We start from the raw sequence: 13,177 nt of genomic DNA on the forward strand, positions 1-13,177 counted from the left end.
AATCCCCTCGTGAGAAAGCGTTTCGCCACGGCTGTCGCTTTCCTTGCGGTCACCGGTCTGATGCTGACCGGCTGCCAGCAAAGCAAGGAAGGATCCAGCGTTGACAACAAGAAGGCCGAACAAGAGGCCAGCAAGCTCCCCGCCACCGACTGGCAGCGCGCAGCCGCCGATGAGGTCAAGCAAGGCGGAAGTCTGAAGCTGGCGATCGGCCAGATGCCGTCGAACTTCAATATCAGCCAGGTCGACGGCGCGCTGGTCGACCTCGACACGATGATGGATCCCACTCTTGGCGGTCCGATCAAGATCAAAGAAGACGGCAGCTGGACCGTCGACCACAATTACGCCAAATCGGTGAAACTGGTCAGCAAGGACCCGCAGGTCGTCGAGGTCAAACTCAACCCGAAGGCCGTCTGGCAGAACGGTGATCCGATCACTTGGAAGGACTATTACTGGTTCTGGAAGGCCAATAACGGGTCGAACAAGAAGTACCAGATCGCCTCGAACCGCGGCTTCAAGGACATCGGCAAGATCGAAAAGGGCGAGAACAAGTTCGACGTGAAGATCACGTACAAGAAGAAGAACGCGGATTGGGCCAATTACACCGCCGCGCTGCTTCCCGCCTCCGTCTCCAAGGACCCGAAGAAATTCAATAAGGGCTTTGAAAAGAAGATGGTGCCCTCGAACGGCCCGTTCATGGTCACCAACATCGATCACGGCGCCGAGGTGATCACGGAGAAGCCGAACCCGAAGTGGTGGGGCGACAAACCGAAACTGGATTCGATCACCTGGAAGGTGATCGAGCAGCAGCAACAGCCGCAGGCGTATGCCAATAAGGAGCTCGACGCCGTCGAGACTGACACCAACGCCGACGCCTACAAGACGGCAAAGAGCCGCAAGGACGGCGCGATGCAGAAGTCCACCGGTTTGATCTGGACCCACCTGACCTTGAACGCCAAGCACGGAGCGCTTGCCGATAAGAAGGTGCGCCGGGCCATCGGACACGCGATCAACCGCAACGTGATTGCAAAAGCCGCCATGTCGCCGGTGGGTGCGCCGGTGATGACGCAGAACAACACGATCTTCATGCCCGGCCAGAACGGCTATCAGGACAACACTCAGGGCACTATGAAGTACGACCCGAAGAAGGCCAAGAAGATCCTTGACGACGCCGGGTACAAGAAGCAGGGCAATGTGCGTGCCAAGGGCAACAAGAAGCTGGCCTTCAGCATCGTGGTGCCCGCCGGCACCCCGACCAATGCGCAGCGCGCCAAGCAGGTGCAAAAGAACCTGAACGACATCGGCTTCAAGATCAAGTTGCAGACGGTGCCGAGCGCCAAGTACTTCAGCGATTACATCGACCGTCACAAGTTCGACATGGCCACCTTCTCGTGGCAGGGCACGGCGTTCCCGATCGATTCGACCGTGAACTTGTTCTACCCGGCCGACGCCGGCCAGAACTACACCGGAATTTCCGATCCGTCGATCGGCAAGCTGGCCACCAAGGCGAATTCCGAGTTCGATGAGGACAAGCGCCGGGATCTGGCCAATGAAATCGACAAGAAGATCTTGGACGTCGAAGGGGTGATGCCGATTTATCCCACGCCGCAGATCTTCGGTGTCAAGAAAGGGCTCGTGAACTACGGAGCCGCTCAGCTCGAAAGCATTGACTGGACGATAGCGGGCTGGAAGAAGTAACTCCTCCCTATCGCCGAATGGTGGATGGATGCCCGGTTACCGGTCGGTAACCGGGCATCCATCCACCTTTCGCGTGTGGGCTACAGGACGAGAGACAGCGCCGACCACGCCGCGCACACGACTAGTGCGGCAGTCGGGGGAAGGTCCAGTCGCCGGGTCACCGGCTCCGGTCGGCGATCCGCCTCGTAAGCGTTCCACCGGTCCGCGAGCAACTGAGAATCCGGCTGCGCGTCGTCCTTGGACCGCCGCTTCGGCGTTCCCGGCGCGTTCCAGGAGGTGAGCCGGTAGACGCGCCCGCCGCCGTCTCGGAGCTGCACGCTCACCGTCGGCCCGATGCGCACGTCGACAATGTCGGCAAACGGCAGCTCATAGCTGACGAAGGGGTTGCGGATGGTGGCGGTGCCGGTGCCGACGATCAGTGCGGGCCGCCACAGCAGTGCATACAGCACTGCCGCGATCAAGAGCAGCCACGGCGCTCCGACGCCGACCACGTGCCAGGCACCGCGCACGAGCGCATCAATCAGCAAATAAGCGCAAAACGCCCAGCCGACGAGCGGTATCCAATAACCGCCCGCTTGTTTGAGGACGACCGGCGCCCAGTTGTTCGCGGCCACCGGCTAGTCCATCGAATCGAGGATCCGGACAAGATCCTCTTTGGTGGTGCGCGGATTGATGAGGGCGAACCGTGTGACGGGCCGTCCCTGATGCGAGCTGGGCACCACGAACGAATCGCCGGATTCGAGCAGGCGCTTGGACCACGCCGCGTAGTCGCCGGCTGTCCACCCGTCCTTGCTGAACACGACCACCGAGAGCTCGGGCTCGCGGACGAGCGTGAAGCCGGGCCGCGAGCGGATCTCGTCGGCAATGACGTGGGCGAGCTCGATGGTGCCGGCAATGGCCTCCCGGTACGCGCGCACGCCGTATGTGGCAAGTGAGAACCACAACGGCAGACCGCGTGCGCGCCTCGTCAGGTTGTAGGCGTAGTCGGACGGATTCCACTCATCGGCGCCAGTGAGCGGGTCCAAGTAGTCCGCATGCTGCGTATGCGCCTGCCTGCCGAGTTCGGGGTCGCGATAGATCAGGGCACAGGCGTCGAACGGCGCATACAGCCATTTGTGCGGATCGACGATGAATGAATCGGCGTTCTCGACGCCGGCGTAGAGATCCCGATGGGCGGGCGACAGGATCCCGGCCAGGCCGTATGCGCCGTCCACATGCAGCCAGAGTCCGCGACGCTTCGCGACTGCCGCAATCGACGCCAGATCGTCGACGATGCCGAAATTGGTGGTGCCGGCCGTGGCGACTACCGCAAACACGCCGTCCCCGGCGTCGGCGAGCGCGGCGTCCACTTCGGCGCCGTTCAACCGCCCGGACGAATCGACCGGGATCGGCACCAGATCGATGTCCATCACCCGGGCCGCCGCGGCCAATGACGAGTGTGCTTCATTGCTGCACGCCGCCTTCCACCGCTCCGGTCGGCCGCGGCCGTCGGCCTCGCGCCGCCTGGCCGCTTGATCGCGGGCGGTGACGAGAGCCGAAAGGTTGCCCAGCGTGCCGCCCTGAACGAACACGCCGCCGGCGTCGCCGGGAAATCCGACCTCCGATGCGAGCCACGAGAGTACCTGGTTCTCGGCGTACACGGCGCCGGCGCCCTCCATCCACGAGCCGCCGTAAATACACGATGCGGCAACGACCAGGTCGAACATCGTGGCGGCCTCGGTGGGAGCGGCGGGGATGAACGACACGTAACGCGGATTGTCGGTGGAGATGCAGGCCTGGGCCAGCACGTCCTCGAACAGCTTCAACGCGGGGAGGCCGCCGATGCCGTCCTCCGTCACGGTCTTGGGAACTACCGCGTCGAGTTCGGCGAGGGTTTTCGGCCCGTCCAACGGGACCGGGTCCATTTCCAGGCGTTCGCGGGAGTACGCCACGATGGCGTCGAGCAGTTTACTGGCTTCTTCGTCATGGGTATGCACGGTCTCGATGCTATTACGCCGCGACTTCCCGGCCGACGGGCCGTCCGGCGGATACCGTGCGGTGGCTCGCGGTCGAGCGCTTTCAATTGTGGATGATCGATCCGGAAAAATGTTTCCTGCCGGACTTCGCATTCCACCCGACGTAATCGACACGGGCGCGGGACTCTTCCGCGCCCGCCTCTTCGCCTCTCTCGTTCGGCTGCGCGGCAAACGCCACTCGGCCCGGAACGATGGCCGGCGACCCAAAGGAGACTTGCTGGGTCATGGCGTCCCAGTGCCGCACGTCGGACGCCGCAACGGCCCGGGCCGCGAGGTACATGCCGTGGGCGATGGCGCGCCGGAATCCGAGCAGTTTGGCGCCGGCCGAAGACAAGTGGATCGGGTTGTAGTCGCCGCTGACGCGGGCGTACCGGCGGCCGATATCGCCCGGGAGCGCCCACAGTCCGGTCGGCGTGGGCGGCTCGAACTCCGGTCGCGGTACCGTCTGGCGATCGTCGTCGTCCAGGAACACGCCCTTGGCCAAATACGTGGACCGAGAGTGCCAGCGCACGGTTCCGCCGACCCGCGCGGTGGCGGTGACGTCGACCTGCGTGCCGCGATGATGCGCACGCAGGTGATTGGCGCGGCAATCGATATCGATGGCTTCACCCAGGACGATCGGTGCGAACTGGTCGATCCGGTTGTCGAGGTGCACCATGCCCATCAGCGGCAACGGGAAGTCGCTCGCCGCCATCAGGCTCATGGCCACCGGAAAGCTCAACACATGCACGAAGCAGGCAGGCAAGCGGTCGGCCGCCGGCTCACCCACCAGATGCTGGTACGCCGTGAGCCGTTCAGCGGACGCCGTGATTGCTCGTAGCCGGTAGCGCGTGTCCGGAAGGGCGCCCGTGACGCCGGACGACGTGCGGGAAAACCGCCGTCGTCCGGCATCCTTTGCGGCCGACGCGTAGATCGCCGGCAGCGACGGGGTGCTTGTCAGTTCCACAGTGCTCGTACTCATGCCCCCACCAAATTCTGTCCGCAGACGCGGATCACGTCGCCGCGTACGCCGCCGGCCTGCGGCGACGACAAGAAGGCGATGGTCTCGGCCACGTCGACGGGAAGCCCGGCCTGCTGCAGGCTGTTGAGCCGCCTTGCCACCTCGCGGGTCGCAAACGGCATCCGGGCGGTCATCTCGGTGTCGATGAAGCCCGGCGCCACCGCGTTGGCAGTGCCGCCGACCGACTCCATCCGGGGAGCCGTGGCCCGCACCATGCCGATGACGCCGGCCTTGCTCGTCGCATAGTTGGTCTGCCCGCGGTTGCCGGCGATGCCGCTGGTCGATGCCAGCCCGACGATGCGGGGCGCATTGGTGAACTTGTCGCTGGCCAGCAGGGCCTCGTTGATCGTCAGCGGTGCCGCCACGTTGACCGCCACCACCGACGCGAACCGGTCTTCGGCCATATTGGCAAGCAACCGGTCGCGGGTGATGCCGGCGTTGTGCACCACGATGTCGATTCCCCCGTGCCGGGCCACCGCGTGATCGATGATCCGCTGCCCGGCGTCCTCTGATGTGATGTCCAGTTGCAGTGCCGTTCCGCCCACCGTGTTGGCGACCTTCGACAACGCTTCCCCGGCGGCCGGTACGTCCACCACCACCAGCGACGCGCCGTCCCGGGCAAGCACTCGCGCGACTTCGGCGCCGATTCCGCGCGCGGCCCCCGTCACCACTGCGACCCGGCCGGCTAGCGGCAGTTCCCAGTCTTCCGGAAGCGATCCGGCGTTCGACGTCACGTGGATGAACTGGCCGTCGACGAACGCCGAGCGCCCCGACAGCAAGAACCGCAGCGCGCCGCTCACGCTGGGTGCGGAAGCCGGCACGTCGCCGGAGATCGCGATGCCGTTGGCCGTCGATCCGCCGCGCATTTCGTGCGCCAGCGACCGTAGCCACCCGTCGACGCCCTGCCGGGCCGCCGCCACCGGTGCGTCGTCGCCGGCGCAACTCGGCCGCGTCAGGACGACTATGCGGCCACCCGACTTCAAATCGCGAAGCGCGCCGCCCACCGTGATCGAGGTCTCGGTCAAATCGGCCGGATGCGCCACCGAGGTGAAATCCACGACGATGGCGCCCAGTTTTTCGCCGGGCGCGGCATGACGCCGCACGTCCAGTCGCCAGTCGAGCAGCGTCGTCCGGACGGCGTCCCCGGCGTCCGATGCCGGGCCGGTCACGAGGACCGGGCCATCAATGACGGGGGCGCCCGGCAGGTAGCGGCGCAGCCTCGCCGGTTGGGGCAGGCCGAGCCGTTTGGCGATGTTCTTGCCCGCGCCGGATGAAATCAGGTCGATGTACTTGTCGCTCATGCCGCCTCCACAATCGCTGCCACGCCTTGCCCGCCGGCCGCACAAATGGAAATCAGTCCGCGTCCGGACCCCTTGGTGCTGAGCATCTTGGCCAGCGATGCCGTGATACGCCCACCAGTTGCCGCGAACGGGTGGCCGGCCGCCAGCGACGAACCGTGCACATTGAGCTTGTCCCGGTCGATGCTGCCGAGCGGGCCGTCCAGGCCGAGCCGTTCGGTGCAAAACTTCGGGTCCTCCCACGCTCGCAGTGTCGTCAGCACGGTTGAGGCGAACGCTTCGTGCAGTTCGAAGAAGTCGAAGTCGTCGAACGTCAGCCCGTTGCGTGCCAGTAGCCGCGGAACCGCGTAAGCCGGGGCCATCAACAGGCCGTCCTTGCCGTGCACGAAGTCGACCGCGGCCGCTTCGGCGTCCACCAGGTACGCAAGCACGGGCAGCTCGTGTTGCCTTGCCCAGTCCTCGCTGCCCAGCAATACGGTGGACGCGCCGTCCGTCAGCGGCGTCGAGTTGCCGGCCGTCATGGTGGCCGGGGTGCTGAGCGACTTGCCGAAGACCGGCTGCAGCGCGGCCAGTTTCTCGATCGTGGAGTCGGGCCGGAGATTATTGTCCTTCGACAGGCCGCGGTACGCCGTCACGAGATCGTCGAAGAAGCCGGAGTCCCAGGCCTTGGCCATTCCTCGATGACTGGCCAAGGCGATTTCGTCCTGTTCGGCGCGGCTCACTCCCCACTGCGCTGTGGTCAGCGCCTGGTGCTCGCCCATTGACAGTCCCGTGCGCGGTTCACCGGTGTCGGGGGCCGACGGGGCAAAGAATCCGGGACGAAGCTTCGCCAGGACCGCGGCACGGGCCCGCAGCGATTTGGCCCGGGAGAGCTGCAAGAGCACCTTGCGCAGGCCCTCGCTGACGGCGATCGGTGCGTCGGACGCGGAATCAACGCCGCCGGCGATACCCGAGTCGATTTGGCCCAGCTTGATCTTGTCGGCCAGGATACTGACGGTTTCGAGCCCGGTCGCGCACGCTTGCTGCAGATCGAACGCCGGCGTGTCATGGCTCAACGCGGACCCCAGCACCGTTTCCCGGGTCAGATTGAAATCCCGGGAATGCTTCAACACTGCCCCGGCGGCGACCTCCCCAATGCGCTCGCCTTGCAGCCCGAACCGGGCCACCAGGCCGTCAAGGGCGGCAAGAAGCATGTCTTGGTTGCTCGCGTCGGCGTACTGCTTGCCGGCGCGCGAGAACGGAATCCGGTTGCCGCCGAGAATGGCGGCGCGGCGAGTGCTCATGGAGGTCTCCTCGTTTGTCGTACCGTGACCGTGAGAGTTACTGATACTCAGAGTACCTGATACTCTTGGTTCCATGAAACAGCAGAGCGCCGTGGACGTCGCGAAGGACGGCCGCTCATCACGCTGGGACTCCCATCGGGAGACGCGCCGGGATGCGTTGATCGCCGAATCGCGCAAGATCATCCACAGGCTGGGGCCCGACGCGTCAATGGACGACCTCGCGCAGGCGGCAGGCACGTCCAAGTCGGTGTTCTACAGGTACTTCGGTGATAAGGCGGGGCTGCAGACCGCGGTCGGCGAGCTTGTCATCGCCGATATTGGGGCGACCTTGTCGCAGGCGCTGACCAGTGCCGGCGGTGCCCGCGCCGGAATCACCGCCATGGTCAACGCGTATTTGGCAATGGCCGAGGCCTCGCCGAACGTGTACGCGTTCGTGACTGCCCCGTCCGCCGGCCGAGCCGTCGGCATCGACGAATTCTCCGGATTCTTCTCCGCCATTGCGCGCATGCTCGTCGATGCGTTGCCCGCCGCTTTCCGCCGAGGGCCGGGGGCGTCCGGATACGCGGATGCCTGGGCATTCAGCGCGATCGGCATGGTGCGATTCAGCGGTGAGTGGTGGATGGCCCGGCGCGGGACCGGTGCTCCCGGGCGAAGCGATATGGCACACCGGATCGCCGAATGGCTCTGGTCCGGGCTCGATAACGAATTGGGGAAAACGAGATGAACAAACCGGCATCCGTCAATGTGCCGCAGCTCGAGCGCATCCTGCTGGGTCGATGGGCCGAAGAACGTGTGCACAGCCGAAAGCTGGCAGCCCGCGACGAGATGGGCCCCGGTAACCATCTGGCCATGGCCGACCATCGTCAGCGAGTCCGCGAGCAGATGGCGGCCCTCGTATCCGACGGCATGGTCACCGCCGCTTTTCCGGAGAAGTTCGGCGGCAAGGGCAGACACGGGGCGAATGTTGCAGCGTTCGAGGAACTCATCGCGGCCGACCCGTCCTTGCAGGTCAAGGCGGGCGTGCAATGGGGCTTGTTCGGCTCGGCCATCCTGCACCTGGGCAATGAGGACCAACACGAGGCATGGCTCGGCAGCGCCATCGACCTGCAGGTGCCCGGGTGTTTCGCCATGACCGAAACCGGGCACGGTTCGGACGTCGCGTCGGTGGCCACGACTGCCGAGTATCTGCCGGATTCCGACGAATTCGAGATCAACACGCCGTATCGGTCCGCCTGGAAGGAATACATCGGCAACGCTGCCGAGGACGGCAGGGCCGCCGTGGTATTCGCCCAGCTCATCACCCGCGGCGTCCGGCACGGCGTCCATGCGTTCTATGTGCCGATCCGTGACGCGGACGGCGAGTTCGTGAGCGGCGTCGGCGGCCAGGACGACGGCCTCAAGGGCGGCCTGGGCGGCGTCGACAACGGCCGGCTGCACTTTACCGGCGTCCGGGTACCGCGAACCAATCTGCTCGACCGGTACGGCCGTGTGGACGCCGGCGGCGAATATTCGTCTCCCATCGCCAGCCCGGGGCGACGCTTCTTCACGATGCTGGGCACCCTCGTCCAAGGACGCGTGTCGCTGGACGGCGCGTCGATAGTGGCCGCCAAGATGGGCTTGGCCATCGCGGTGCGCTACGCCGATGAACGTCGCCAATTCGCCGGTGCCGACCCGGTGGAGGAAAAGGTGCTGCTCGACTATCAACGCCACGGCCGCCGGCTCCTCCCCCGCCTTGCCGTGACTTATGCGGCGGGGTTCGCGCACGCCGACCTCTTGGACAGGTTCGACGATGTGTTTTCCGGCGCGCATGCCACCGACGAGGATCGTCAGGATCTCGAAACGCTGGCGGCTGCCTATAAGCCGTTGTCCACGTGGCATGCGATCGACACTTTGCAAGAGGCGCGCGAGGCGTGCGGCGGCGCCGGGTACATGGCCGAGAATCGACTCGTCGATCTGCGGGCCGACCTCGACGTCTACGTGACGTTCGAAGGCGACAACACGGTTCTGCTGCAGCTGGTGGCCAAGCGTCTCCTGGCCGACTACAGCAAGGAATTCAAGGACGTCGACCTCGGCGGAGTCGCCAGGTACATGGCCAGTCAAGTGGTCGATCGCGGGGTGAACCGGTCCGGGCTGCGCCAGCTCGCCCAAGAGCTGGCGGACTCCGGTTCGCGCCGGCGGTCGGCCGGGCAGCTGCGTGAGGCCGACACGCAGCGCGAACTGCTCACCGCGCGAGTTGAAACGATGGTCGCCGAGCTCGCCGGCAAGCTGCGCGAGGTGCGACGGGCCGCCGCGTCTGAGGCCGAACGGATTCTCGGCGACAATCAGGACATGCTCATCGAAGCTGCGAGGGCGCACGGCGAACTCCTCCGATGGGAGGCGTTCACGAATGCGCTGGACGGGATCGAGGACGACGGCACCCGCACCGTTCTCACGTGGCTGCGCGATCTGTACGGGCTGTCGCTGGTGGAAAAGCACCTCTCTTGGTATTTGATGAACGGGCGGCTTTCCATGCAGCGCGCGCGCACCGTCGGCAGCTACATCAACCGGCTGGTGGCACGGCTGCGCCCCCACGCGGTCGATCTGGTCGATGCGTTCGGGTACGGCGACGAACTCTTGCGTGCGCCGATCGCTTCGGGCGCCGAGGCCGAGCGACAGGACGAATCCCGAGAGTACGAACGCCGCAGGCGTGCCGCGGCCGATGCGCCGGTCGACGAAAAAGTGCTGCGCGCACGCGCCAAGCGCAAGGCGCGGTAGCCCGCCGACTATTTGCCTCAGGACGGGGCGTGCACGGGGTCGGCAGTGATCGGTGCGACGCCCTTCGGGTGGGAAAGGAACACGCCGCGCATGCGCACGCCGGCATCTCGTGCGGCAGCCGAGAGCGCACGCGCCCACCGTCTGTCCGATTCGACGATGCCGGCCGGGCCAAAGCGTTCGCGCACGAACACGAGAGAGCCGCCGTCGGCGTCTTGATCGACGATCGCCGCGAACATGGTGACGAGTTTGACGACGAATTCGTCGGGTTCGTCCGGCATTTCGGCAATCGGACACAGCGTGGGCATCTGCACGTCGTGGGCGTCGAACATGGCCACCCACAGCTCTTCTTTGCAGGCCGTGCCGATCAGCGCGGTCATGCGCTCGGTGAGCTCGGCGAAGGTAGTGACTGGCTGATGGTTGTTCTCGGCAATGTCCATCTGCCGACTGTGTCGGATTTCATCCGGCCGCGTCCGGTTTTCCACAGGCGACACGGCGATGGTACAGCCGATGTCCGATTGTGGACGCAAGCCTCATCGGCGTCCGCCCGACGTGTGCGCAGGGTCAAACGATGCGCTGGGCCAGCAAGCTGCCGATGGCTTCGGTCTCGAGTAAAAAACCGTCGTGTCCGTACGGGGAGTCGATTTCGGCAACGTGCGGCGACCCCGGCAAAGCATGGGCCAGTTCGTACGACCCGGCCGGCAAGTACAGCCTGTCGCTCGAAATCGCCGCAATCGTGAAGTCGGCGGTCGCGCCGGACAGCGCACGGCGCAGGTCTCCCCTGCCGCGCCGCACGTCGTGGCTGACGAGGGTTTCGGACACTGCGATGTATGAGTTGGCGTCGAACCGGCCGGCCAGCTTGTCGGCCTGGTAGTCCAAGTAGCTTTCGACGGCGTAACGCTCCCGCCCGGCGACCGACGAGCTGTGCCCGTACGGGTCTTCGGCCCCTTGCGGAAGCCGGGAGAACCGGGACCCGAATTCGCTTTCGGTGCGATACGTGATGTGGGCAATGCGGCGGGCCAGGCCGAGACCCGCTGCCGGCGGCGGGCCGCCATAGTAGTCACCGCTGCGGAACGACGGGTCTTGGCGGATCGCCATCAGCTGCGGCTGTACCCAGGCGATTTGTTCGGCGGTCGAGTACGCTCCGGCGGCGATGACTGCGCAGTGGCGCACGCGTCCGGGGTATTCGACGGCCCATTCGAGGGCGCGCATGCCGCCGAGCGATCCCCCGATCACCGCATGCCACCGGTCGATGCCGATCCGGTCGGCCAACGCGGCCTCGGCACGCACCGAATCGCGCACCGTGATGAGCGGAAAGCGCGAACCCCACGGAACGCCGTCCGGCGCAACCGACGCGGGGCCGGTGCTGCCAAAACATCCGCCCACGATATTGGCGGCCACCACGAACCAGCGGCGGGTGTCGATCGCCAGGCCCGGCCCAATGAGACCTTGCCACCAACCGGGCCGCGTGTCGTCATCCGTCACGACGTCGGTGCCGCCGGTCAGCGCGTGTTCGACGAGGATGGCGTTCGACGCGTCGGCGTTGAGCGTGCCCCACGTCCGGTATCCGATAACGACGTCCGGCAGCGTCCGCCCGTTGTCGAGCTGAACGCTGCCGATCGGACATCGACGCACTCCGGCCTCCGCCGGAGCACGCCGATGCTGCAGGGTTGAAATCATGCCCCCTTGGCCGCCCGGAACCCGGCCTCGAGATCGGCCAGGATGTCTTCGACGTTCTCGATGCCGACCGACAGACGGACCAGGCCGGGCGTCACGCCGGACTGAGCCTGCTCCTTTTCGCCGAGCTGGCTGTGCGTGGTCGATGCCGGATGGATCACCAGCGACCGGACATCGCCGATGTTCGCCACATGCGAGTGCAGTTCCAGGCCGTCGACGAAGCGCTTGCCGGCCTCGATTCCGCCGGTGATCTCGAATCCGACGATCGCGCCGGTTCCCTTCGGGCCGTATTTCCGGCCGGTCTCGTACCAAGGGCTGGACTTCAGACCCGCATAAGCCACCGACTCGACGCCGTCGTGCTTCTCCAGCCATTCCGCGACCTTTTGCGCGTTCTCGACGTGACGCTCCACGCGCAGGCTGAGCGTTTCGACGCCCTGCTCGATGAGGAACGCGTTGAACGGCGAAATGGCCGAGCCGAGGTCGCGCAGCAGCTGGACTCGGGCCTTGAGAATGAAGGCCAGGTTGGCGCCGAGCTTGCCTCCCTCGCCGAGGTCGCGGGCGTAGACGAGGCCGTTGTAGCTTTCGTCCGGCGTGTTGAAGCCGGGGAACTTCTCCGGATCCTTGCCGAAGTCGAATTTGCCGGCGTCGACTATCACGCCGCCAATGGCAGTGCCGTGGCCGCCGAGGTATTTGGTTGCCGAGTGGACGACGATATCGGCGCCCCATTCGATCGGGCGGATGAGGTACGGCGTCGCAAGCGTATTGTCCACGATGAGCGGGACGCCGTTCTCATGCGCCAGCGCTGCGATCGGCTCGATGTCGAGCACGTCCTGGCGCGGATTGGAGACGACTTCGCCGAAGAAGGCCTTCGTGTTGGGCCGGACGGCGGCACGCCACTGTTCGATATCGCTGGGGTTCTCGACGAACGTGACGTCGATGCCGAACTTCTTGAACGTGCTCTTCAACAGGTTGTACGTTCCGCCGTAAATGTTCGGGCTCGCCACCACGTGATCGCCGACTTCGGCCACGTTGAGCAGGGCAAACGTCTCGGCGGCCTGGCCGGAGGCCAGAAGAAGCGCGCCGACGCCGCCTTCGAGGCTGGCGATACGGTTCTCGACAGCTTCCTGCGTCGGATTGTTGATGCGCGTGTAGATCGGGCCGAGCTCGGCAAGCGCAAACCTGTCCGCGGCCTGCTTGGCGCTGTCGAATACATACGACGTCGTCTGATAGATCGGCAGTGCCGCGGAGCCGGTGGCGGCGTCCGGCGTCTGCCCGGCATGGATCTGGCGTGTCTCGAAAGACCATCCGTTGCTCATTGGTGCTCCTTGGCTGGTGGGCGAAATCCCGCGTAAAGATTTGCTGACATCATCCAAGCTAGGCCGGGCCGGCTTTTCACTGCTCTGTCCGCGTCACATTTCGCAATATGCGCGCCGAGAGGGCTTTCCGGCCCCACGCGGA

Annotated in this window: 11 protein-coding genes; 3 read left to right on the plus strand and 8 right to left on the minus strand. The window is 65.6% G+C overall.

The window, feature by feature from the left end; genetic code table 11:
- Positions 1-9: 9 nt before the first annotated feature.
- A complete protein-coding gene (locus BJY26_RS13800) occupies positions 10-1,695 on the plus strand; it encodes an ABC transporter family substrate-binding protein (RefSeq protein ID WP_237248815.1) in 1,686 nt (561 codons plus the stop codon).
- 80 nt (positions 1,696-1,775) lie between these two features.
- On the opposite strand, the gene BJY26_RS13805 is transcribed toward BJY26_RS13800, so the two are convergent.
- The 5 genes from BJY26_RS13805 to BJY26_RS13825 all read right to left on the minus strand — a co-directional run bounded on the left by BJY26_RS13805 (position 1,776) and on the right by BJY26_RS13825 (position 7,291).
- Complete coding sequence (locus tag BJY26_RS13805) at positions 1,776-2,309, minus strand: hypothetical protein (protein WP_179428808.1); 534 nt, start codon at positions 2,307-2,309, stop codon at positions 1,776-1,778.
- 3 nt (positions 2,310-2,312) lie between these two features.
- A complete protein-coding gene (locus tag BJY26_RS13810; RefSeq protein WP_237248814.1) occupies positions 2,313-3,671 on the minus strand; it encodes a pyridoxal phosphate-dependent decarboxylase family protein in 1,359 nt (452 codons plus the stop codon).
- A gap of 82 nt (positions 3,672-3,753) precedes the next feature.
- Positions 3,754-4,671, minus strand: a complete 918-nt coding sequence (locus BJY26_RS13815; protein ID WP_179428810.1) for a MaoC/PaaZ C-terminal domain-containing protein — start codon at positions 4,669-4,671, stop codon at positions 3,754-3,756.
- The gene (locus tag BJY26_RS13820; RefSeq protein WP_179428811.1) at positions 4,668-6,011 is read right to left on the minus strand and encodes a 3-oxoacyl-ACP reductase; all 1,344 of its coding nucleotides are present in this window, start codon (positions 6,009-6,011) and stop codon (positions 4,668-4,670) included. Before BJY26_RS13820 ends, BJY26_RS13815 begins: the two co-directional genes overlap by 4 nt.
- A complete protein-coding gene (locus tag BJY26_RS13825) occupies positions 6,008-7,291 on the minus strand; it encodes an acetyl-CoA C-acetyltransferase (RefSeq protein WP_244953906.1) in 1,284 nt (427 codons plus the stop codon). Before BJY26_RS13825 ends, BJY26_RS13820 begins: the two co-directional genes overlap by 4 nt.
- 73 nt (positions 7,292-7,364) lie before the next feature.
- Here BJY26_RS13825 and BJY26_RS13830 point away from each other — a divergent pair, with 73 nt between their 5' ends.
- Together BJY26_RS13830 and BJY26_RS13835 are read left to right on the plus strand one after the other, a co-directional pair.
- Positions 7,365-8,015, plus strand: a complete 651-nt coding sequence (locus BJY26_RS13830) for a TetR/AcrR family transcriptional regulator (protein ID WP_179428813.1) — start codon at positions 7,365-7,367, stop codon at positions 8,013-8,015.
- Positions 8,012-10,045, plus strand: a complete 2,034-nt coding sequence (locus BJY26_RS13835) for an acyl-CoA dehydrogenase family protein (protein ID WP_179428814.1) — start codon at positions 8,012-8,014, stop codon at positions 10,043-10,045. The genes BJY26_RS13830 and BJY26_RS13835 overlap by 4 nt, the downstream gene beginning before the upstream one ends.
- 17 nt (positions 10,046-10,062) lie before the next feature.
- On the opposite strand, the gene BJY26_RS13840 is transcribed toward BJY26_RS13835, so the two are convergent.
- The 3 genes from BJY26_RS13840 to BJY26_RS13850 all read right to left on the minus strand — a co-directional run bounded on the left by BJY26_RS13840 (position 10,063) and on the right by BJY26_RS13850 (position 13,035).
- Positions 10,063-10,482 carry a hypothetical protein gene (locus tag BJY26_RS13840; RefSeq protein WP_179428815.1) on the minus strand — a complete coding sequence of 140 codons (420 nt, stop codon included), beginning with the start codon at positions 10,480-10,482 and terminating at the stop codon, positions 10,063-10,065.
- A 124-nt stretch (positions 10,483-10,606) separates the two neighbouring features.
- The gene (gene metX, locus BJY26_RS13845; RefSeq protein ID WP_179428816.1) at positions 10,607-11,722 is read right to left on the minus strand and encodes a homoserine O-acetyltransferase MetX; all 1,116 of its coding nucleotides are present in this window, start codon (positions 11,720-11,722) and stop codon (positions 10,607-10,609) included.
- The gene (locus BJY26_RS13850; RefSeq protein WP_179428817.1) at positions 11,719-13,035 is read right to left on the minus strand and encodes a bifunctional o-acetylhomoserine/o-acetylserine sulfhydrylase; all 1,317 of its coding nucleotides are present in this window, start codon (positions 13,033-13,035) and stop codon (positions 11,719-11,721) included. Before BJY26_RS13850 ends, metX begins: the two co-directional genes overlap by 4 nt.
- Positions 13,036-13,177 lie beyond the last annotated feature (142 nt).

It is taken from the genome of Spelaeicoccus albus, from assembly GCF_013409065.1.
Lineage (GTDB): Bacteria > Actinomycetota > Actinomycetes > Actinomycetales > Brevibacteriaceae > Spelaeicoccus > Spelaeicoccus albus.